Source organism: Stenotrophomonas sp. YJH_SMC_130 (assembly GCF_059369035.1).
The window spans coordinates 95849-115595 of record NZ_JCAFSH010000007.1 but is presented as its reverse complement, the minus strand read 5'-3'; the positions used below and the strand labels follow the sequence as shown (position 1 = coordinate 115595).

Here is a 19747-nt window from a genome sequence, read left to right as displayed (position 1 = left end):
CCTCCTTTCCCCGTGATCCGTGGATATGACGCGATTCAGGGTGATACAGCGGTGAAGCCCCGGCGAACCAGGCGATCGTGCAGCCAGAAACCTGCAAGCATCGCCGGCACGAACCAAAGCGCTTCGCGCGATCCCACCGCCAGCCCGGCGATGGCAGGGCCCGGGCAATAGCCTGCCCAGCCCCAACCCATTCCGAACAATGCCGCGCCCAGCACCAGGCGCACATCGACAGCGCGCGCGGCGGGCAATTGGAAGCGCGTTGCGCATGACGGCCGCGGGCGCCGCAGCACCCAGCGCTGGCCGACCGCGCTGACCAGCAGTGCAGAGGCCAGCACCCAGGCCAGGGTGGGATCGAAATCGCCAGCGATATCGAGGAAACCGAGGATGCGGCGCGGATCGGTCATGCCGGCCAACGCCAGGCCTGCGCCGAAAAGCGCGCCTGCCGCACCGGCGGCCACCATCGCGCGGCTCATGCGAAACCTCCGCCGTGACGGATCAGGAACGTGGTCAGCATGGCGCAGGCCATGAACACCAGCACCGCCAGCAGCGACCGCTTTGAGCCGCGGGCCAGGCCGCAGACTCCGTGACCGCTGGTGCAGCCATTGCCCAACCGCGTACCGAAGCCGACCAGCAGGCCGGCACCGATCAGCTGCCACGCCGGCAAGGCGTCACGCAACAGGTTGCGGGGCGCTTGGCCTGGCACGGCCTGCCAGTACAGCACACCCCCGGCAGCGGCAAGCAGGCCGAGCAGGAATGCCCAGCGCCAGCCTCGATCGCCCGGCGTTGCGCGCACGCTGCCAGCGGCGATGCCGCTGATGCCGGCTACCCGGCCCGTGGTTGCCAGCAAAACCACCGCCGCCGCACCGATCAACGCGCCCCCCGCGACGGCGGCCCACGGCACGGTCATGACCTGCCTCCAGTTGTTCCGTTCATTTCATTCGCTTGCCTTTTGAATTAGCTTTTTCTAAATTAGCGTCTTCTAAATCAAAAGGTCAACCATGGCCCGCATCGAGCTCGACAGCGCCGCCATGGCCGAACACGCCGCCGAGGCTGCAGCCCTGCTCAAAAGCCTGGCCCATCCTGCACGGCTGCGCGTGCTGTGCCGGCTGGTCGAAGGCGAGGCGCCAGTACCGGAACTGCAGGCACTGACCGGGCTCAGCGCATCAGCGCTGTCCCAACATCTGGCGGTGCTGCGCGGACTTGGCATCGTCGCGACCCGGCGCGAAGCGCAGGCGATCCACTACCGGGTGGTGGAAGGGCCGGCGCTGGGCGTATTGCAGGCGTTGCACGCCGCCTACTGCGGAAATGCAGCGCGCTGAACCTTCCACGCGGGTTCAACCTGCGTGCAGCACCGGTTGCACGACCTGATCGAGCAGATCCACCGGGGTCGGCGCCGACAGGTCACCCTGCAACGCGCGGGTGAAACCTGACCAGTCACTGGAAGACAGTTGCCGCAGCAGCGCCTCCTCCACCGGCAACGCGCGCATCGACCAGTACGGAAACTGGCGCTGGCCGAGGCGGCCACGCGCCAGTTCGATGATGTCGATATGGCTACCGGCCTGCAGGATGCGTTCGTACACCGAATCGATACCATCCGGCGGCCCTTCGATGTACTGCAGGAATCGCCCACCGTCATGCAGCAGCACACCGGTCACGCCCGCCATCTTGTTGAAACGGGCTGCATCATCGACCAGCGCCCGCAGCCGTTCAGCGGAAAGATCCGGCAGCGCCTGGCTGACGTAGGCGATGGCACGCAGTGGCATGGCGCTTCCTTGACAAGATGTACACCCACGGTAGCAGCTACGGACGAGTCCGTCTCAGTGCCCGCGGGTGTTTCCTGAAGAATTCAGGTAGCGGCCGCCGGCAGCCCCTCTGTGCGCCTCGGCAACCGGGCTTCGAACACCACCTGACCGGCTTCATTTCGCGCTGCGATGTGCCCGCCGTGCGCGCGCACGAACTGATCGACGATATACAGGCCCAACCCCAGGCCATTGCTGGGATGGAAGCTGGCCTTGAACGGCTCGAACAGGCGCGGCAGCAGCGCGTCGTCGATCCGTCCCGCGTTGCTCACCCGCAGCAGCACGCTGCGCGGATCACGGCCGTCCACCTCCACCCTCGCCTCGCTGCCATGGGTGAGCGCATTGCCGATCAGGTTGGCGGCAACCTGACCCAGCCGATCCAGATCACCCTGCAGGCGGGTATCGCCCTGCATATCCAGATGCAGCCGTGCGTGGCCGTGGGCGCTGCCCGCTTCGGCCACCACCGCACGCGTGACCTCGGCAAGATCACAGGCGCTGGCCTGCAGGCGCAGCCCGCCGCTGCGGATCCGCGAAAAGTCCAGCAGCTGCTCGACCATGCGCGCCATGCGCAGCGTGCTGGCCTCCAGGTGCTTCAAGGTCTGCTGCGCGCCGTCATTGCCCGCAGGAAGCTCCAGCGCCAGCTTGTCGGCACACAGCAGGATCGCCGACAGCGGCGTGCGCAGATCGTGGGTGAGCACCGCCGCCATCGTCTCGTTGAGCTTGAGCGAGCGCTCCAGCGCCTCGTTGCGCGCCTTCAGCAGCTGCCGCTGCTGGTACAGCTCGATGAAGACATTGACCTTGCTCAGGATCACCTGCGGCGCCACCGGCTTGTGCAGGAAGTCGACCGCGCCGGTTTCGTACCCCTTGAACGCGCGCAGCGGGTCGTCCGGCGAGGCGGTCAGGAAGATGATCGGCACATCCCGGCTGCGGTGTGAACCGCGCATCAGCTCGGCAAGGGTGAAGCCATCGATCTCCGGCATGTGCACGTCCAGCAGGGCCAGCGCCACCTCATGCTCGAGCAGCAGTTCCAGCGCCTGTGCGCCCGAGCCGGCCAGCAGCAGGTTCACGCCCTCGCGCTGCAGCAGCGCCTGCATGGCCACCAGGTTCTGCGGCACGTCATCGACGATCAGCAGGTTGACCGGGGTCTGCGACTGCGCAGGGTCCGGCGGCAACAGGTTCATGCAAACAGCTCCTTCAGGCGACGGCACATCAGTTCGAGGGGCAGCACGGCATCGGCGCCGGCGTGCTGCAGGGCGGAGGCCGGCATCATCGATGCCTCGGCCTCCTCGGGACATTGCAGCCAGGCGCGGCCGCCGGCGGCGCGCACCGCGGCCACCCCTTCACTACCATCGCTGCTGGCACCGGTCAGCAGCAGGGCCAGCACCTGCGCGCCGAACACAGCCGCAGCCGACTCGAACAATGGATCGATCGCCGGGCGCGAAAACAGCACCGGTGCGTCCACCGACAACGCCAGCGAACCGGCGTCTTCCACCAGCAGGTGATAGTCCGGTGGCGCAAAGGTCACCGTGCCAGGCTGCAGCGGCTGCTTGTCTTCGGCCTCGCGCACCGGCAGCGCACAGTACGGCGCCAGCACTTCGGCGATGCGGCTGCTGCGATCGCGCGGAAGGTGCAGCACCGCCAGCACCGGCGCCGGCAGAGCCGCGGGCAGCGCGCCGAGCACCGCCTGCAGCGCCGCGACCCCACCCGCCGAGGCCCCGATCACCAGCACCGCCGGTCGTGTCGGCAGTGCCATCAGGCAACCTTCCGGTACAGGCGATGCTCCCGCGAGCAGGTCTCGAACGCGCCGTGGTGGCGCCCGAACTGCAGCGACTCCTTGCTGCCCAGGCCAAGGAAGCCGCGATGCACCAGCGCTTCACGGAACAGGCCCACCGCGCGGTCCTGCAGATCGCGGTTGAAATAGATCAGCACGTTGCGGCACGACACCAGATGCACTTCGGAGAACACGGTGTCGGTGGCCAGGCTGTGGTCGGCGAACACCACGTTGCGGCGCAGCTGGCGATCGAACACCGCGCCATCGTAGGCCGTGGCGTAGTAGTCGGACAGCGAGGCGGTGCCACCGGCCGCCAGGTAGTTCCGGCTGAACTGGGCCATCCGGTCGATGCCATAGGCGCCGGCCTCGGCGTTGGCCAGGGCTGCCGGATTGATGTCGGTGGCGTAGACGATGCTGCGCTCCAGCAGGCCTTCCTCGTGCAACAGGATCGCCAGCGACCACACTTCCTCGCCGGTACTGCAACCGGCCACCCACAGCTTCACCGACGGGTAGGTGCGCAGCACCGGCACCACCTGCTCGCGCAGCTCGCGGAAATAGGCCGGGTCACGGAACATCTCCGAGACCTGCACGGTGAAGAACTGCATCGCCTGCGCGAACAGGTCCGGCTCGTGCAGCAGGCGGTGCTGCAGGTCGGCCAGCCGCTCGCACTCATAGCGCTGCATGGCCTGGCGGATCCGCCGGCGCAGCGACGACACCGCATAACTGCGGAAATCGTAGTGGTAGCGCTGGTACAGCGCTTCCAGCAGCACCTTCAGCTCCAGGTCGAACAGGGCCTGCTCGTTCATTGCCGCGAGCACCAGACCCGGCACAGCGAAACCAGCTTGTCGACGTCGATGGGTTTGGCGATGTAGTCGTTGGCGCCGGCCTGCAGGCAGCGCTCACGGTCGTCCGGCATGGCCTTGGCGGTCAGCGCGATGATCGGCAGGTCCTGCAGGTGGCGCTGCGCGCGGATTTCGCGCATCGCAGCAAGGCCATCCTTCTCCGGCATCATGATGTCCATCAGCACCAGGTCGACCTCGCGCTCGGCCAGCCGATCCACCGCTTCCTGTCCATTGCGCGCGATCTCCAGCGTGACGCCGAGGGGTTCGAGCACGCTGGACAGTGCGAAGATGTTGCGCACGTCGTCCTCGGCCAGCAGCACCGTCCGACCGTCGAGCACGGTGTCGCGACGGCGGGCCTCGCGCAGCAGGCGCTGCTGGTCGCTGGGCAGGCTGGCCTCAACGCTGTGCAGGAACAGGGTCACCTCGTCCAGCAGGCGCTCGGGCGAACGTGCGCCCTTGATGATGATGCTCTTGGAATAGCGGCGCAGGCGCTGCTCTTCCTCGCGACTGAGTGCGCGGCCGGTATAGACGATCACCGGCGGGAAACCGACATCGTCGTTGCCGGCCATGTGCTCGAGCAGGTCGTAGCCACTGCCGTCGGGCAGCGACAGGTCCATCACCATGCAGTCGAACGTGACCGTACTGAGCTGTTCCAGTGCGCCGGCCAGGGTGCCTACGGCGACGATCTGCAGCTGGTCGCGGCCCAGCAACAGTTCCAGGTTGTGGCGCAGCTCGTTGTCGTCCTCCACGATCAGCAGCCGCCGCATGTCGCGCTGGCTGGTCTGTTCCAGCTGTTCGATGGCCGTCACCAGCCGCTCGCGCGTGGTCGGCTTGATCGCAAAACCGATCGCGCCGAGCTCGCGCGCTACCTGGCTGCGGTCCGTGGCCGAGACCACATGTACCGGGATGTGGCGGGTGTCCGGGTTGCGCTTCAAGCGTTCCAGCACGCTCAGGCCCGACACGTCCGGCAGGCCGATATCGAGCAGGATGCCGTTCGGGCGCAGTTCGCTGGCCAGGGCCAGCGCCTCTTCCGCCGTGCCCGCCACCACGCAGTCGAAGTCCAGTTCATGGGCCAGCGCCACCAGCGCTTCGGCGAACGTGGCATCGTCCTCGACCGCCAGGATGAGGCGCCCGGCGCGCTGGCGGCGACCGCGGTCGTCGGCTACGCCGGCCATCGCAGTAACCGGCGCTGCCGCGGTCGCAGTGCGTACGGGCGCGGCCGGCAGCACGGCCGGCGCCGTCGGCGGCGCTGCCACGGGGACCTCGGCAGCGTCGGCTGCGCTCGCCGCGGGCGCACCCTGCAACGGCAGCTCCAGGATGAAGCAGCTGCCGCGCCCGGGCTCACTGTCGACCTGGATGCCGCCGCCCATGCGCTCGGCCAGATCGCGCGAGATCGACAGGCCCAGGCCGGTGCCGCCGTAGCGACGGCGGGTGCTGCCATCGGCCTGGCGGAACGCTTCGAAGATGACGTCCAGCTGCTCGCGGGCAATGCCGATGCCGGTGTCACAGACCTCGAACCGGATGCGGCCGTTGCCGCCGGCACGCACGTGCAGGCTGACCTTGCCATGCTCGGTGAACTTCACCGCGTTGGCCAGCAGGTTCTTCAGGATCTGCTGCAGCCGCTGGCTGTCAACCACCATCTGGGTCGGTGCCAGGGCGTCGGCTTCGATCTGCAGGGCCAGGCCCTTCTGCCGCGCCATCGGCTCGAACGTCTCGCGTAGGCGCTGCAGCGCGCTCTCGACCACCACCACTTCATCGGACAGTTCGACATGGCCGGCCTCAATGCGCGACAGGTCGAGGATGTCGTTGATCAGCGCCAGCAGGTCGTTGTTGGACGACAGGATCGCACGCGCGTACTTCACCTGTTCCTCGGTCAGCGTGCCGTCCTTGTTATCGGCCAGCAGCTTGGCCAGGATCAGCGAGCTGTTCAGCGGCGTGCGCAGCTCATGAGACATGTTGGCCAGGAATTCGGACTTGTAGCGCGAGGTGGCCGCCAGCTCGTTGCTGTTGCGCACCAGCTGGCTCTGCGCAACCAGCAGTGCCTGCTTCTGCGCCTCCAGCTCGTGGGTGCGCTCTTCCAGCTGCACGTTGCTCTGTTCCAGCTCAGCCTGCTGTTCTTCCAGGTGGCTCTGCGACTGCAACAGGCTGCGGCTCTGCTCTTCCAGTTCCTCGTTGGCCACGCGCAGCTCTTCCTGCTGGGCCTGCAGCTCCTCGCCCTGGCGCTGCGACTCTTCCAGCAGCACCACCAGCTGCGCACGCAGCAGCGATGCGCGCAGTGCCATGCCGATGGTGTCGGCGCAGCGCTCCAGCAGCTCACGGTCCAGATCACGCTGTTCACCCGCCCGCGCGCGGCCCAGCTCGATCACACCGACCACCGCACCATCGCTGTTGATCGGCGCCAGGATGCGCTCGCGCACCGGCAGCCGGCCCAGGCTGGTCTGCAGTTCAAGCACGGCAGCATCTTCGCCGTGCAGGTGGCGGATGCGTTCGTCCCGGGCAACCTGCCCGGCAAGTCCTTCGTGCAGGGCCAGGGAGGCCGGCGTCCCAGAGGGCAGCGCCACGCCACCGGTCAGCTGCAGGCGGCCGCCGTCCAGGCGATAGACCGCACCGACCTCTGCATCCAGCTGCCCGGCCAGGCTTACTGCTGCCGCCTCGGCGATCTGCTCCGGCCCGAGGTCACCGCGCAGGCTCATCGCCACGGCGTTCTCGGCCTCCTGCAGCCAGAGCGCGCGCATCGCCTGGCGCCGGGCCTGGATCGCGCGCGAGACGATCAGTGCGATCATCAGGAAGGCGCAGCCACCGACGGTACGGTTGACAAGCGAGAACGACGAATTGTTGCTGGCTGGCGCAACGTTGAAGCCGATCACCAGCAGGACACAGGCGATCACCGCGACCACGAACGGCGCGCGTGCACTGCGCTGGAACACCGTCACGCCGACCGCGAGGAAGTAGGCCAGCCATACCGCGTAGCCGAGCGGAACGACCAGTTCCAACGCGATGGTCGCGGCCAGCAGCACGGCGGACGTCATCCAGATCCAGCGGTCACGCGTAGTCGCACCAGGACGCATGCAGGTCGGTTCCAGAAGGCAAAGGGTGGAAGATGGTACTCCGTGTCGCATTCAGCCGCACAGGACAAATGGCACGTGCCAGGTGTGCACGCATCCTTCACACTTGAGTGCCTAGCTTCACGTCCCTCACAGGGGTAACACTTATTTACACGTGGACGCAGCCGCCTCTACGACGTCCGTGCTGACGGACCCTTCCCGACAACTGCGACTGCTGATCGACAGCGTGCGCGACCATGCGCTGTACCTGCTTGATCCTGAAGGCATCGTGTGCAGCTGGAACCCGGGCGCCGAACGTATCAAAGGCTATTCAGCCAATGAAGTGGTGGGAACGCACTTCAGCCGCTTCTACCTGGCCGCCGACCGCGAGGCCGGCGAACCGCAGCGCCTGCTTCGCGTCGCAGCGCAGCAGGGGCATGTCGCCAGTGAGGGCTGGCGCGTTCGCCGCGATGGCTCGTCGTTCCGCGCCAGCGTGGTCATCGAACCGGTCGTGGAAGCCGGCGAACTGCTCGGCTTCGTCAAGATCACCCGTGACATCACCGAGCAGTGGCAAGCGCAGCGGCTGCTGCGCGATGCCCAGCGTGCGCTGCGCAATACCCAGCAGTTCGAGACGGTTGGCCGGCTCAGCCGCGGCCTCTCACATGAGTTCAACAACCTGCTGACCACCATCGGCAACGCCCTGGACCTGCTGTCGCTGCGTGTCAGCAGTGACGATGCACGCGCAGCCGAGCTGCTGGATGCCGCGCAGGCAGCCACCGACCGCGGCGCGCTGCTGACCCGCCAGCTGCTGGCCTTCAGCACCGGCCAGACCCTGATCCGGGAATCGGTGGACATCAATGCGCTGGTACGGCAGTGGCTGCCGGACCTGCAACGCGCCTGCCCGCCCACGGTGGTACTGGATGCCCATCTCACCCCGGGCCTGCCGCAGGTGAGCACCGATGCGATGCAGCTCCAGACCGCCCTGGCGAACCTGGTGGCCAATGCCGTGGAGGCCACCGCCGATGGCGGCCGCATCCTGATCGGCACCGCGTTGGAACATCGCCTCGACCCGGATGCGGACACCACGCTGCAACGCGGCTATGTCACCCTCAGCGTCTGCGACGAAGGCCACGGCATGGCCGCCGACATCGCCGAGCGGGCCAGCGAGCCCTTCTTCACCACCAAGGACATCGGCAAGGGCAGCGGCCTGGGCCTGAGCCAGGTGTTCGGATTCACTACCCAGAGCGGCGGCTTCGTCGATGTGTCCACCACGCCCGGTGTCGGCACCACGGTCAGCCTGCTGCTACCCGCAACCGAGGAATTTGCCCATGACCGATGACCCGATCCGCGTACTGATGGTGGAGGACCAAAACGATCTGCGCGAGATGATCGGCATGGCCCTGCGCGATTTCGGCATCGAGGTGTCCACCACCGCCGACGGGCATGAAGCCGCTGCGTTGCTGAAGGGCGACGCACGCTTCGACGTGGTGTTCAGCGATGTCAGCATGCCCAATGGCATGTCCGGAATCGAGCTGAGCGAGCACGTCGCCCGCGAACAACCACAGGCGCGGATGATCCTGTCGTCCGGCTACGCACGTTCGCAGCTGCCGCCGCTTCCGGAGCAGGTGGAGTTCCTGCCCAAGCCCTATCGCTTGCGTCAGCTGGTTGAACTGCTCAAGCAGGACTGAAGGCGTACCGGCCTGCGTGGCCATGCTCAGCGCCAGGCCCGCTGCATGAACAGCAGCGCTGGCGTGGATGCAGTGTCCACCGGCTCGAAGCCGAGGGACCGGTACAACGCAACTGCGGCGGCATTGTCCCGATAGACCCGCAAGGTCAGCCGTTCAACGGCATCAGACTGGAACGCCTGCTCGATCAGCGCGTGTACCAACCTCCGCCCGAGACCGCAGCCCCGCGCCTGCGGGGCAACCAGCAGACGGCCCAGATGCATCGTACCCGGCTGGGTGCGCCAGGCCTGGCCGAAACCCACGCGCATGCCGTTTTCTGCCAGCAGCAGCCATCCCGGGCGTTCGCGCAGCTGCAATACGTTCTCGAACTGATCGGGTGGCAGTGGATAGGGCACGCCCGGCCCGGCCCAGCGCAACGTGGCTGCAGCCGAATCCAGCCACCCGGCGATGAGCACGTAGTCGTGGGGTTGCACGGGCTGCAGGCGGTGATCCATGGCGGCCGGTTCGCAGGGTGAGGCGCCAGCCTATCCGAGTGATCTTGCGGGCAGTGCACCCGGACGTGGCGCCGCGTACATGGTGACCCCGGGCCGATTCGAACGGGCGACCTTCGCCGTAGGAGGGCTTCCATTGCGACCTAAGATCAGTGATTTGCAGGTTTGATGGGGTCGCTGCTGGCGTTCGACCTGCGAAAGGACCCTGATCCTCTACTGCCCGGGGACCACGTGGGTGATTTGCGCATTTTCACCATCATCGTCCGTCCGCGACGCCAGAAAATCGGGGCAGAGTTCACTACGCAGCTGACCCAACAGACATTCATGTACTGCGGTTCACCACCAGCAGGATCGCCATAGCCTCTTCGGCGTTCGCTTGAAGAATCACCGCCGCGATCTCTTGGAGGCAGTCGCGTAGCGACTGCCTCCTTATCTGGCCGTGGCACAGATCATCGATAAATCAGAGCCAGATGTAGCCCATGATTCCTTCGTTTACCGGATACTTCACGCCTTCGCAGTTGGCATCCAATGTATCGAAGTGATCTGCCCAGTTGTTCGGTTTCAGACCACCGCGCATGCAGCGGTACAAGGGGACAGTGCCCGGGAGCTGCGCAGCCGCGATGTAACCCGTAATCGGCATGCCGTTCGTGGTCTTCATATGGCCTTCGCAATTCGGATCCATCGAAGAGAAGCTATCCAGCCAGTTGTTGTTGAGGCATGCGTACATTGTCACACTGCCTTCGAATGGATAGTAGGAGATGAAGCCCAAAGTGCCTTCCTTCCTGCCTGGATGCTGCATTCCACCCGGAGTGTTCAGCGGCCGCGCCGAGAAGGTGTCATCCCTACTGCGCCAACGCTCAAGTTCAACCAGCTGAACGCCCGCCGGCAAGTCCGCCGCCTGCGCATTGGCTTCTGCCAAGAGCTTGGGCGAGGCTCCCAGGTAATCCACCTCTTGGGCGGACGCGTTCACGGCCAAAGCTCCGGTCAATACGGCTGCTACAACGATCATCTTCTTCACATCTACTCCTTAGAGAATGGACATACAGATTTCCAGCGGGCGTCTTGCCCGCTCCTCGATTTTAGGACATGGAAATTTGCGTTACCGAGACCCGTATCGAATTTGACGTGCAAAAGAGCCGAGTTTTAGCGGTCGCTCGGCAATACCCCTAAGTGCACCAGCCACATCGGCAACTGCGGCAGGAACAGCAGTAGCGAGCAACACGCTTCGGCCAGGGCCACGATAAAGATCGCAGTGTTCTGCGGCCATATCGACGCATGGCAGGCGGAGGCGTCTTATCCTAATGGTCAACGTCTGCTGCGCCATGCAACCGAGAAACGAGCATCCAGTTTTGGCTCATCCTCTGAAGGCATTCGGCAGGCATCGTGCCTCGGCCCTGAGATGGCGAGTTGTAGTGGACGGGAAGATGCCGCACCACATGCGCGATCTCCTTCCCGGGACGGTCATCTACGGTATGTAGTGCGAGAGCAGGCGCCCCATCATCCGCCCTAAGAGGTGCCGACCATGACTGAGCGCCTGCGCACCGTTCAGCTGGTACCCCAACCGACACGGGAGAGGTCATTTTCGCGCTCGGCATCCTGCCATCCCGCTTGCCGGAAGTTCCTGGCCGCCTGCAACGTTCGCAGCATCGAGTCCACCGTGTTCGCGGAGTCAGGCAAGTGGCGCGAGGTGCTGCCGAACCGGTATGCGCGCTGGGCGCTTCGCCGCCTACCCATCTGCTATTGTCGCGCACAACGACATGCTTTCCGACTGGTTCGCCTCGGATGCCAAGCGTGTGGGAATCGGCGCTAGCCTCGACCGGCTGCGGCACACCTTCTGCGCCCACATGGTGATGGCCGGAGTTCCGTTGCGAAGGGTGCAGATTCTGGCCGGGCACGCTGATTACGCCACGACAGAGAAGTTCTATGCCCACCTGACGCCTGAGGGCGACGATGGCGCGGTGGCGGAGCCCAGGTACTGAGCAGGACCGCTGGGACCACTGGGACCAAATCCTGTGGATATGCGGGAAACAGTGGGAAATGCTCACCACTGAGTCTGCCTAAGCTATTGATTCTGGTGACCCCGGCCCGATTCGAACGGGCGACCTTCCCCTTAGGAGGGGGACGCTCTATCCAGCTGAGCTACGGGGCCATGCAGCAGGGAAGTTTACAGGCAACGTGCCCTGCCCTCCAAGCATTCATGTTCCACCCGGTTCCGCTGGCGCGTTGCACCATGGCCGGTCGGGGCGCTCTGCTACCATCGGCGATTCAGTTCATCGCGTCCCCCACCTGCCCGCGATGGCACCAAACAACGTAACGAAACACAGGAGTCTGCATGTCTTCCGAGCTGCTCAAGTCCCTTGGCCTGGACGCGATCAACGCTGGCACGTACCTGGGCAACGGGGAGTGGTCGAGCGCGACCAGCGGTGAGCTGATCACCCCGGTCAACCCGACCACCGGCGAGCCGATCGCGCAGGTCCGCGCCACCACCGAGGCCGAGTACGAGACCGTCGTCGCCCGCGCCCAGGAAGCCTTCAAGATCTGGCGTACCACGCCGGCCCCTCGCCGCGGTGAAGCCGTGCGCCTGTGCGGTGAAGCACTGCGCAGGCACAAGGACGCTCTGGGTTCGCTGGTTGCCCTGGAAATGGGCAAGAGCAAGCCGGAAGGCGATGGCGAGGTGCAGGAGATGATCGACATCGCCGATTTCGCCGTGGGCCAGAGCCGCATGCTGTACGGCTACACCATGCATTCCGAGCGCCCCGGCCACCGCATGTACGAGCAGTACCATCCGCTGGGCCTGGTCGGCATCATCTCGGCCTTCAACTTCCCGGTCGCGGTGTGGAGCTGGAATTCGTTCCTGGCGGCGATCTGTGGCGACGTGTGCATCTGGAAGCCGTCCAACAAGACGCCGCTGACCGCCATCGCCTCGCTGAAGATCTGCAACGACGCCCTGCGCGAAGCGGGCTTCCCGGACATCTTCTTCCTGATCAACGATGCCGGCACCGTGCTGTCGGAAAAGATGGTCGATGACCGCCGCGTGCCGCTGATCAGCTTCACCGGCTCGACCCAGGTCGGCCGCACCGTCAACGAAAAGGTCGCACGCCGCCTCGGCCGCTGCCTGCTGGAGCTCGGCGGCAACAACGCGATCATCCTGGACGAAACCGCCGACCTGAAGCTGGCCGTGCCGGGCATCGTGTTCGGCGCCGTGGGTACCGCCGGCCAGCGCTGCACCACCACCCGCCGCCTGATCGTGCACCGCTCGATCTACGCCGACGTGCTGGCCACCCTGGTCAAGGCCTACAAGCAGGTGGAAGGCAAGATCGGCGACCCGACCGATGCCGCCAACCTGATGGGCCCGCTGAACAGCGAAGGCGCCGTGCAGCAGTTCCTCGATGCCATCGCCCAGGCCAAGGCAGCTGGCGGCACCATCGAGACCGGCGGCACCCGCATCGACCGCGCCGGCAACTTCGTGCTGCCTGCAATCGTCACGGGCCTGAAGAACAGCGACGCCGTGGTCCAGCACGAGACCTTCGCACCGATCCTGTACGTGATGCCGTACGACACCCTGGACGAAGCCATCGACATGCAGAACGGCGTGCCGCAGGGCCTGTCGTCCTCGATCTTCACCCAGAACCTGAAGACCGCCGAGAAGTTCCTGTCGGCCGCCGGCAGCGACTGCGGCATCGCCAACATCAACATCGGCACGTCCGGTGCGGAGATCGGCGGCGCCTTCGGTGGCGAGAAGGACACCGGCGGTGGCCGCGAGTCCGGTTCGGATGCCTGGAAGGTCTACATGCGCCGCCAGACCAACACCATCAACTATTCGGATTCGCTGCCGCTGGCGCAGGGCATCAAGTTCGACCTGTGATGGCAAACGACGCGGACACGTCTGTGGGTCAGAGTCCCTCCGGGGATCTGACCCATGCCCAGGGTCGGATCCCCGCAGGGGCTCCGATCCTCGATTTCAGCGGCCGCCGCGTGCTCGTTGCCGGCGGCAGCAAGGGCATTGGTCGTGAAATGGCACTGGCCTTTGCTGGTGCCGGTGCGCAGGTCTCGGTCTGCGCGCGCGGCCAGGCCGGCCTGGAGGCCCTGTGCGCTGACGCACAGGCGCAGGGAACGCCATTGCATGCGTTTTCCACCGATCTGGCCGACATCGGCCAGATCCAGGCCTGGCTGCAGGCCGCCGCCGATGCCTTCGGCGGCATCGATGTGCTCGTCAACAATGCCACCGGCTACGGCATGGCCGACAATGAGGAGGGCTGGGCCGCCAGCCTGCAGATCGACCTGATGGCGGCCGTGCGCGCCTCGCGCCTGGTCCTGCCCTGGCTGCGCGCGTCCGGCGATGCCTGCATCCTCAATCTGTCGTCGATTGCCGCGCAGCAGCCGCGTCCCGGCGGCGCGCCCTACGCCGCTGCCAAGGCCGCGCTTTCGCACTACACCACCTCGCAGGCGCTGGCGCTGGCCAAGGACCGGATCCGGGTCAACGCCATCGCACCGGGCTCGATCGAGTTCGATGACGGGCTCTGGGACCGTCGCCGCATCGAGGATCCAGCGCTGTACCACGGCACCCTGGCGAAGATCCCGTTCGGCCGCTTCGGCCATCCGCGCGAGATTGCCGACGCCGCCCTGTTCCTGTGCTCGCCACTGGCGCGCTGGGTTACCGGCAGCGTGCTCAACGTGGATGGCGGCCAGGTGTTGATGGGCTGAATTTGTAAAGCCGAGCCCATGCTGGGCTTGCACGCAAGACGCGGTCGATCCCGCATCAGCCCAAGGGGGCAGCCGAGCATGGGCTTGGCTCTACAGGGCACTGCCCATGGGATTGCCCGGGCAGAGGCACTATCATGTGCACACTGCCAAGGAGGACCCGATGAGCGTGGCACCCCGACAGACAAGCGCCCTGGCCGTGGTCAGCCTGGTCATGGGCATCGCCAGCTGGACCGTCCTGCCCTTCGTGGCCAGCATCGTCGCCATCATCACCGGCCACATGGCCCGCGCCGAGATCCGCCGCCGCCCGCATGAACTGGAAGGCGACGGCCTGGCCGTTACCGGCCTGGTGCTGGGCTGGGTCATGGTCGGCGCCGTGCTTGCCGCCATCCTGGTCTTCATCCTGTTCTTCGGCGGCCTGGCATGGCTGGCGGCGGTGTCGAACTGACGCCATGACCGCCTCCGACAGCACTGAACGCTTCAGCAGCCGCGTCGCCGACTACGTCCGCTACCGGCCCGATTATCCGCCCGCCCTGTTGGAGTGGCTGCATGGCCCGATGGGCGTCAGCCGCAAGGCCGTGGTCGCCGACATCGGCGCCGGCACCGGTATTTCCAGTCGCCTGTTCCTGGCCAGCGGCCATCCAGTAGTCGCGGTTGAACCCAACGCCGTCATGCGGGGCGCGGCCGCGGAATGGCTGGCACCGCAGTACCCGCAGTTCCGTGCGGTGGACGGCCGCGCCGAGGCCACCACACTGGACGATGCCAGCATCGATCTGGTCAGCGTCGCGCAGGCCTTCCACTGGTTCGACACCGTCGCGGTGCGCGCCGAGTGGCAGCGCATCCTGCGCCCCGGTGGCCAGGCACTGATCTACTGGAACTCGCGCCTGCTCGATGCCAGCCCGTTCCTGATCGGCTACGAACAGTTGCTGCTGGACTACGGCACCGACTACACCGCTGTGGCCGAGCGCTACCAGGACGATGCCACCATGCAGGCCTGGTTCGGCCCCGGCCTGCGCGGCAGGGTGGAGCTGCCGAACGTGCAGCATCTGGACTTCGACGCCCTGCGCGGGCGCCTGCTGTCCTCCTCCTACGCACCCCAATCCGGTCATCCTCGCCACGCGGCGATGATCGACGCTTTGCAGGACCTGTTCGCCGCCCATGCGGTGGACGGCCAGGTCGCTTTTGAATATCGAACCCGAGCCTTCCTCGGCACGCTGGACTGAACCGACGCATGTATTCGCTTGCCCGCCCCTTCCTGTTCTCGCTCGACGCCGAGCGCGCCCACGGCCTCGGCCTGTCCGCACTGGACCTGGCCTATCGCACCGGCACCACGCCGCTGCTGGCCGCACGCATCGCGCCGATGCCCAGCACGGTGTTCGGGCTGACCTTCCCCAATCCGGTCGGCCTGGCCGCCGGCCTGGACAAGAACGGCGAGCACATCGATGCACTGTTCGCGCTCGGCTTTGGCTTCATCGAAATCGGCACCATCACCCCGCGCCCGCAGGTCGGCAATCCGCAACCGCGCCTGTTCCGCCTGCCGGAACACAACGCGATCATCAACCGCATGGGCTTCAACAATGCGGGCGTGGACGCGCTGGTGCGCAACGTCGAGCGCGCGCGCAACCGCCGCGGCCTGCTCGGCATCAACATCGGCAAGAACAAGGACACCCCCAACGAACAGGCCGTGGACGATTACATCGCCTGCCTGGACAAGGTGTACCCGCTGGCCGATTACATCACCGTCAACATCTCCTCGCCCAACACCGCCGGCCTGCGTGAGCTGCAGGAAGAGACCGCGCTGCGCCAGCTGGTCAGCCAGCTGCGCGACCGCCAGGAAGACCTTGCTGCCCGCCACGGCCGACGCGTGCCGATGCTGGTGAAGGTGGCGCCGGACCTCAGCGAACGCGATATCGACGCCGCCGCCCGCGTGCTGGGCGAACTGCAGGTGGACGGCGTGATCGCCACCAACACCACCATCGACCACAGCAAGGTGGCCGGCGACCCGCTGGCCAATGAGGCTGGCGGCCTGTCCGGTGCACCGGTGCTGGAGCAGTCCACCCTGGTGCTGCGCCGCCTGCGCGCGCGCCTGCCCGAATCGGTGCCGCTGGTCGGCGTCGGCGGCATCCTGTCCGGCGCCGATGCGGTAGCCAAGATGGCGGCCGGTGCCGCACTGGTGCAGTGCTACAGCGGCCTGATCTTCCGTGGACCGGCGCTGGTTTCCGAATGCGTGGAGGCGATCCGTCGCCGCCGTGAAGCGCCGAGCCGCGGCGCGGTGGCTCCGCTGTGAGCGCGCCCATGGATACCATCGACGGCAACGCCCCGCTGCGCTGGACGCTCACCCGCAATGCGCCGCTGCAGGCGCTGAATACCTTCCATGTGCAGGCCAGCGCCGCGCAGCTGCTGGAACTGCACGATGCCGCGCTGCTGCCGGACGTGCTGGCATTGCCCGAGGTGGCCAGCGGCCCGCTGCTGGTGCTGGGCAGCGGCAGCAACGTTCTGATCGCCGAGGACCTGCCCGGCACCGTGCTGGTGTTCGGCAACCGTGACATCAGTTTCCTTGAACACCGCGCCGACCATGCGGTGATCCGTGCCGGTGCCGGCGTGCCGTGGCATGGCCTGGTGATGTGGTCGCTGCAGGAAGGCCTGTCTGGCCTCGAAAACCTGGCCCTGATTCCCGGCACGGCCGGTGCCGCGCCGATCCAGAACATCGGTGCCTATGGCGCGCAGGTCGGCGAGTTCATCCAGGCGGTCGAAGCGTGGGACTGCCAGGAGCAGGCCTGGGTGCGGCTGGACAACGAACAGTGTGGCTTCGCCTACCGCGACAGCGTGTTCAAGCAGCAACCCGATCGCTATCTGATCACCGCCATCGAACTGAAGCTGCCACTGCTGCATGATCTGCGCATGGACTACGCCGGCATCCGCGAGGAATTGCAGGCACAGGGCGTGGAGCTGCCGAGCGCAGTGGACGTGGCCAATGCCGTGATCGCGATCCGCCGCCGCAAGCTGCCCGACCCGGATGTACTGGGAAACGCCGGCAGCTTCTTCAAGAACCCGGTACTGCCGCTGGAACAGGTCGACGTGCTGCTGCAGCATTTCCCCGACCTGCCGGTGTTCCCGGCCGAGCAGGACGACAAGCGCAAGGTCTCCGCTGCCTGGATGATCGAATCCTGCGGCTGGAAGGGCTTCCGCGAAGGTGATGCCGGCGTGGCGCCAAGCCACGCGCTGGTGCTGGTCAACCACGGCAATGCCAGCGGTGCTGAGCTGCTGGCGCTGGCGCGCCGCATTTCGGCCTCGGTGCTGGAGAAGTTCGGCGTGCCGATCGAACCGGAGCCCCGCCTGCTCGGCGCTCAGTGGTGAACACCCCCGCCCTTTCCCCAAGCGCCCCGATGCGGGCGGCGCTGCTGATGCTTGGCAGCACGATGGCATTCGGCCTGATGGCGGTCGCGATCCGCTACGCCACCCGGTACGTGCCAACCCAGGAAGTGGCGTTCTTCCGCAATGCCTTCGGCTTGCTGGCGTTGCTGCCGATGCTGCTGCGGCCGGGCCGTGCTCCGCTGAAGACGCAACAGCTGCCGCGCTATTTCGTGCGCAGTGCGATTGGCCTGGGCTCGATGCTGTGCGCGTTCTGGGCACTGGGCCACCTGCCGTTGGCGCAGGCGGTGTCGCTGTCGTACTCCACGCCGCTGTTCGTCACGATTGCCGCCGTGCTGTGGCTGGGTGAAACCGTGCGCGTGCGCCGCTGGGCCGCGGTCGTGGTCGGCTTCATCGGTGTGCTGGTGATCGTGCGACCCGGTACCGCCGGCTTCACCGCGGGCAGCCTGGTCGCCGTGGCCGCAGCGGTGCTCAGTTCGCTGGTGGCGATCCAGATCAAGCAGCTGACCCGCGTCGACAGCGCCGATACCGTGGTGCTCTACACCTACGTGTTCTGGGTGCCGCTGTCGCTGGTTCCGGCGCTGTTCGTCTGGGTCTGGCCGAGCGGCATGGCCTGGCTGTGGCTGCTGGCCACCGGCGTGCTCGGCACCATCGGCCAGCTGTTGTGGACGCGGGCGCTGCGCCTGGGTGAAGTCTCGGCGCTGACCCCGATCAGCTTCCTGCAGCTGCCGCTGGTAACGCTGTTCGGCTGGCTGCTGTTCAACGAAAGCGTGGACCGCTGGACGATCATCGGCGCCGGCATCATCCTCGCCGCCAACGCCTACATTGCCCACCGCGAGGCCGTACTTTCGCGCCGCGCCGCCAGCGCAGCCGCCTCGTCAGCGGCGAAGCCCGCCGAGTAGATCCGCGCCACGCGTGGATGACGCTGCACTCCTCTGTAGAGCCGAGCCTACGCTCGGCTGCTCTTCTCGCCTCCACCGTTGACTGAGCGCGCAGGGTTCATCCACGCATGGCGTGGATCTACAGCGCGCGATACACCCGCTCGGCCGCGTCGAACACATTGCCCGGGGCGAACTGTTCGCTGAGGAAATGCAGCGACTGCCGGCGCAGCTGCGGCGACCGGTCCTCTCCATCGCTGCCCAGCAGGACCTGCTGGAACTCGATCAGGTCCTGCAGGATGCGCCAGTGACGGTACCAGGCGATCCAGCGAGGGTCGCCGCGGTCACCGCCATAGCCCTCCTCGAATCCCACCGGGTTCTCGCGGCCCCAGCGCCCGCCGACAGCGCCACCGATGAACATCAGGTCGCGCTCGCGCGGTGCCAGCGACAGGCCATCCCAGTCGATCAGGTGCAGGCCGCCGTCATTGCCCATCAGCAGATTGCCGGCATGAAGGTCGGTGTGGCACAGGTGCAGCCGCACCGGCACATCCTGCAACGCCGCGTGCAGCTGCAGTGCCTGCGCGTGCAGCGCCGCGATGCGCGCGTGCTGCTGGTCCCAGACGGAGACGAAGGCACGGCCCAGCCCATCCTTGGCAGCCGCCAGGCCTTCGCCGGCCAGCCACTGCCCGACGGTCTCCAGTGCCGCGGTTTCCATCCGGATGCTCGGCAGCGCTTCCTGCAGCGCCGGTGGCGGGCACGCCTCGTGCAGGCGCCGCAGCACCTCGCCCAACCGTTGCCATTGCGTGCGGCTCAATGCCGCCTCGAAACCGGACTGGCCTTCCACATACGGGAACAGGGTGAACTGCAGGCCCCAGCGCTGCACCGATGCCCCGCCGGCCAGCGCCGGCCAGGGCGCAACGATTTCCTCGATCCCCAGCGTGCCGCGCAGCCAATGCAGGGTGTCCCAGACGGCTGGGGCCACCTGGTAGCTGCGGCATTTCAACCACCACTGCCCGCGCCGTGCATCGATGCGATACACGCTGGCGTTGGCATCGGCGCCAACCGGGCGTGGCACCACAGCGGTCGCGGTGATGCCATAGGACTGCTGGAGGACTTCGCCGAGATGCTGCGCCGAAGCGGATGACATGGATGCAAGCGGAAAGT

General features: G+C 66.6%; 21 protein-coding genes and 1 tRNA gene. 11 read left to right on the top strand and 11 right to left on the bottom strand.

The features are described from left to right. Positions 1-35: 35 nt before the first annotated feature. Together AC5P5V_RS11395 and AC5P5V_RS11390 are read right to left on the bottom strand one after the other, a co-directional pair. Entirely contained in the window at positions 36-473 is a 438-nt protein-coding gene (locus AC5P5V_RS11395; protein WP_134968651.1) for a DUF6691 family protein, read from the bottom strand. Next, positions 470-907, bottom strand: coding sequence for a YeeE/YedE family protein (locus tag AC5P5V_RS11390; RefSeq protein WP_134968652.1), 438 nt, complete (start codon positions 905-907; stop codon positions 470-472). Before AC5P5V_RS11390 ends, AC5P5V_RS11395 begins: the two co-directional genes overlap by 4 nt. 91 nt (positions 908-998) lie before the next feature. Here AC5P5V_RS11390 and AC5P5V_RS11385 point away from each other — a divergent pair, with 91 nt between their 5' ends. After that, on the top strand, positions 999-1319 hold the full coding sequence (locus AC5P5V_RS11385) for an ArsR/SmtB family transcription factor (RefSeq protein WP_134968653.1): 321 nt from the start codon (positions 999-1001) through the stop codon (positions 1317-1319). A 15-nt stretch (positions 1320-1334) separates the two neighbouring features. On the opposite strand, the gene AC5P5V_RS11380 is transcribed toward AC5P5V_RS11385, so the two are convergent. From AC5P5V_RS11380 to AC5P5V_RS11360, 5 genes are all read right to left on the bottom strand, one after another. Next, positions 1335-1763 carry a BLUF domain-containing protein gene (locus AC5P5V_RS11380; protein WP_061477846.1) on the bottom strand — a complete coding sequence of 143 codons (429 nt, stop codon included), beginning with the start codon at positions 1761-1763 and terminating at the stop codon, positions 1335-1337. Between the two features lie 83 nt (positions 1764-1846). Further along, a complete protein-coding gene (locus AC5P5V_RS11375) occupies positions 1847-2980 on the bottom strand; it encodes a hybrid sensor histidine kinase/response regulator (protein WP_061477847.1) in 1134 nt (377 codons plus the stop codon). Beyond that, a complete protein-coding gene (locus tag AC5P5V_RS11370; protein WP_049413816.1) occupies positions 2977-3552 on the bottom strand; it encodes a chemotaxis protein CheB in 576 nt (191 codons plus the stop codon). The genes AC5P5V_RS11375 and AC5P5V_RS11370 overlap by 4 nt, the downstream gene beginning before the upstream one ends. Then, the gene (locus AC5P5V_RS11365) at positions 3552-4376 is read right to left on the bottom strand and encodes a CheR family methyltransferase (protein WP_134969518.1); all 825 of its coding nucleotides are present in this window, start codon (positions 4374-4376) and stop codon (positions 3552-3554) included. Before AC5P5V_RS11365 ends, AC5P5V_RS11370 begins: the two co-directional genes overlap by 1 nt. Further along, the gene (locus AC5P5V_RS11360; protein ID WP_231352691.1) at positions 4373-7480 is read right to left on the bottom strand and encodes a response regulator; all 3108 of its coding nucleotides are present in this window, start codon (positions 7478-7480) and stop codon (positions 4373-4375) included. Before AC5P5V_RS11360 ends, AC5P5V_RS11365 begins: the two co-directional genes overlap by 4 nt. A 151-nt stretch (positions 7481-7631) precedes the next feature. Here AC5P5V_RS11360 and AC5P5V_RS11355 point away from each other — a divergent pair, with 151 nt between their 5' ends. Both AC5P5V_RS11355 and AC5P5V_RS11350 read left to right on the top strand, forming a co-directional pair. Then, positions 7632-8795, top strand: coding sequence for a two-component system sensor histidine kinase NtrB (locus AC5P5V_RS11355; RefSeq protein WP_404830563.1), 1164 nt, complete (start codon positions 7632-7634; stop codon positions 8793-8795). Continuing rightward, entirely contained in the window at positions 8785-9144 is a 360-nt protein-coding gene (locus AC5P5V_RS11350) for a response regulator (RefSeq protein WP_134967971.1), read from the top strand. Before AC5P5V_RS11355 ends, AC5P5V_RS11350 begins: the two co-directional genes overlap by 11 nt. Before the next feature lie 26 nt (positions 9145-9170). Here the strand turns inward: AC5P5V_RS11350 and AC5P5V_RS11345 are convergent, their stop codons facing one another. After that, positions 9171-9635, bottom strand: a complete 465-nt coding sequence (locus AC5P5V_RS11345) for a GNAT family N-acetyltransferase (protein WP_134967972.1) — start codon at positions 9633-9635, stop codon at positions 9171-9173. A gap of 457 nt (positions 9636-10092) precedes the next feature. Further along, positions 10093-10650, bottom strand: coding sequence for a hypothetical protein (locus AC5P5V_RS11340; protein ID WP_134967973.1), 558 nt, complete (start codon positions 10648-10650; stop codon positions 10093-10095). A 685-nt stretch (positions 10651-11335) separates the two neighbouring features. On the opposite strand from AC5P5V_RS11340, the gene AC5P5V_RS11335 reads away from it, so the two are divergent. After that, positions 11336-11611, top strand: coding sequence for a tyrosine-type recombinase/integrase (locus tag AC5P5V_RS11335; RefSeq protein ID WP_231352690.1), 276 nt, complete (start codon positions 11336-11338; stop codon positions 11609-11611). A 93-nt stretch (positions 11612-11704) separates the two neighbouring features. On the opposite strand, the gene AC5P5V_RS11330 is transcribed toward AC5P5V_RS11335, so the two are convergent. Continuing rightward, a tRNA-Arg gene (locus tag AC5P5V_RS11330) sits at positions 11705-11781 on the bottom strand. A gap of 183 nt (positions 11782-11964) precedes the next feature. On the opposite strand from AC5P5V_RS11330, the gene amaB reads away from it, so the two are divergent. From amaB to AC5P5V_RS11295, 7 genes are all read left to right on the top strand, one after another. Beyond that, positions 11965-13497: an L-piperidine-6-carboxylate dehydrogenase gene (gene amaB / locus AC5P5V_RS11325; RefSeq protein ID WP_134967974.1), complete on the top strand. Its 1533-nt coding sequence runs from the start codon at positions 11965-11967 to the stop codon at positions 13495-13497. Then, entirely contained in the window at positions 13497-14336 is an 840-nt protein-coding gene (locus AC5P5V_RS11320) for an SDR family NAD(P)-dependent oxidoreductase (RefSeq protein ID WP_134967975.1), read from the top strand. The genes amaB and AC5P5V_RS11320 overlap by 1 nt, the downstream gene beginning before the upstream one ends. Before the next feature lie 160 nt (positions 14337-14496). Continuing rightward, the gene (locus tag AC5P5V_RS11315; protein WP_005413144.1) at positions 14497-14781 is read left to right on the top strand and encodes a DUF4190 domain-containing protein; all 285 of its coding nucleotides are present in this window, start codon (positions 14497-14499) and stop codon (positions 14779-14781) included. Positions 14782-14785: 4 nt separating this feature from the next. After that, positions 14786-15556 carry a class I SAM-dependent methyltransferase gene (locus AC5P5V_RS11310; protein ID WP_134967976.1) on the top strand — a complete coding sequence of 257 codons (771 nt, stop codon included), beginning with the start codon at positions 14786-14788 and terminating at the stop codon, positions 15554-15556. Positions 15557-15564: 8 nt separating this feature from the next. Next, positions 15565-16620, top strand: a complete 1056-nt coding sequence (locus tag AC5P5V_RS11305; RefSeq protein ID WP_134967977.1) for a quinone-dependent dihydroorotate dehydrogenase — start codon at positions 15565-15567, stop codon at positions 16618-16620. 8 nt (positions 16621-16628) lie between these two features. Then, positions 16629-17690 carry a UDP-N-acetylmuramate dehydrogenase gene (gene murB / locus AC5P5V_RS11300; protein WP_005416296.1) on the top strand — a complete coding sequence of 354 codons (1062 nt, stop codon included), beginning with the start codon at positions 16629-16631 and terminating at the stop codon, positions 17688-17690. 29 nt (positions 17691-17719) lie between these two features. Further along, on the top strand, positions 17720-18607 hold the full coding sequence (locus AC5P5V_RS11295) for a DMT family transporter (RefSeq protein WP_005416295.1): 888 nt from the start codon (positions 17720-17722) through the stop codon (positions 18605-18607). Between the two features lie 118 nt (positions 18608-18725). On the opposite strand, the gene AC5P5V_RS11290 is transcribed toward AC5P5V_RS11295, so the two are convergent. Next, a complete protein-coding gene (locus AC5P5V_RS11290; RefSeq protein WP_061477860.1) occupies positions 18726-19730 on the bottom strand; it encodes an aminoglycoside phosphotransferase family protein in 1005 nt (334 codons plus the stop codon). Positions 19731-19747 lie beyond the last annotated feature (17 nt).

What these genes read in the sequence shown, in the direction of transcription:
- AC5P5V_RS11395 (WP_134968651.1), bottom strand. Translation starts at nt 473, where the DNA reads ATGAGCCGCGCGATGGTGGCCGCCGGTGCGGCAGGCGCGCTTTTCGGC.
- AC5P5V_RS11390 (WP_134968652.1), bottom strand. Translation starts at nt 907, where the DNA reads ATGACCGTGCCGTGGGCCGCCGTCGCGGGGGGCGCGTTGATCGGTGCG.
- AC5P5V_RS11385 (WP_134968653.1), top strand. Translation starts at nt 999, where the DNA reads ATGGCCCGCATCGAGCTCGACAGCGCCGCCATGGCCGAACACGCCGCC.
- AC5P5V_RS11380 (WP_061477846.1), bottom strand. Translation starts at nt 1,763, where the DNA reads ATGCCACTGCGTGCCATCGCCTACGTCAGCCAGGCGCTGCCGGATCTT.
- AC5P5V_RS11375 (WP_061477847.1), bottom strand. Translation starts at nt 2,980, where the DNA reads ATGAACCTGTTGCCGCCGGACCCTGCGCAGTCGCAGACCCCGGTCAAC.
- AC5P5V_RS11370 (WP_049413816.1), bottom strand. Translation starts at nt 3,552, where the DNA reads ATGGCACTGCCGACACGACCGGCGGTGCTGGTGATCGGGGCCTCGGCG.
- AC5P5V_RS11365 (WP_134969518.1), bottom strand. Translation starts at nt 4,376, where the DNA reads ATGAACGAGCAGGCCCTGTTCGACCTGGAGCTGAAGGTGCTGCTGGAA.
- AC5P5V_RS11360 (WP_231352691.1), bottom strand. Translation starts at nt 7,480, where the DNA reads ATGCGTCCTGGTGCGACTACGCGTGACCGCTGGATCTGGATGACGTCC.
- AC5P5V_RS11350 (WP_134967971.1), top strand. Translation starts at nt 8,785, where the DNA reads ATGACCGATGACCCGATCCGCGTACTGATGGTGGAGGACCAAAACGAT.
- AC5P5V_RS11345 (WP_134967972.1), bottom strand. Translation starts at nt 9,635, where the DNA reads ATGGATCACCGCCTGCAGCCCGTGCAACCCCACGACTACGTGCTCATC.
- AC5P5V_RS11335 (WP_231352690.1), top strand. Translation starts at nt 11,336, where the DNA reads ATGCGCGCTGGGCGCTTCGCCGCCTACCCATCTGCTATTGTCGCGCAC.
- amaB (WP_134967974.1), top strand. Translation starts at nt 11,965, where the DNA reads ATGTCTTCCGAGCTGCTCAAGTCCCTTGGCCTGGACGCGATCAACGCT.
- AC5P5V_RS11320 (WP_134967975.1), top strand. Translation starts at nt 13,497, where the DNA reads ATGGCAAACGACGCGGACACGTCTGTGGGTCAGAGTCCCTCCGGGGAT.
- AC5P5V_RS11315 (WP_005413144.1), top strand. Translation starts at nt 14,497, where the DNA reads ATGAGCGTGGCACCCCGACAGACAAGCGCCCTGGCCGTGGTCAGCCTG.
- AC5P5V_RS11310 (WP_134967976.1), top strand. Translation starts at nt 14,786, where the DNA reads ATGACCGCCTCCGACAGCACTGAACGCTTCAGCAGCCGCGTCGCCGAC.
- AC5P5V_RS11305 (WP_134967977.1), top strand. Translation starts at nt 15,565, where the DNA reads ATGTATTCGCTTGCCCGCCCCTTCCTGTTCTCGCTCGACGCCGAGCGC.
- murB (WP_005416296.1), top strand. Translation starts at nt 16,629, where the DNA reads ATGGATACCATCGACGGCAACGCCCCGCTGCGCTGGACGCTCACCCGC.
- AC5P5V_RS11295 (WP_005416295.1), top strand. Translation starts at nt 17,720, where the DNA reads ATGCGGGCGGCGCTGCTGATGCTTGGCAGCACGATGGCATTCGGCCTG.
- AC5P5V_RS11290 (WP_061477860.1), bottom strand. Translation starts at nt 19,730, where the DNA reads ATGTCATCCGCTTCGGCGCAGCATCTCGGCGAAGTCCTCCAGCAGTCC.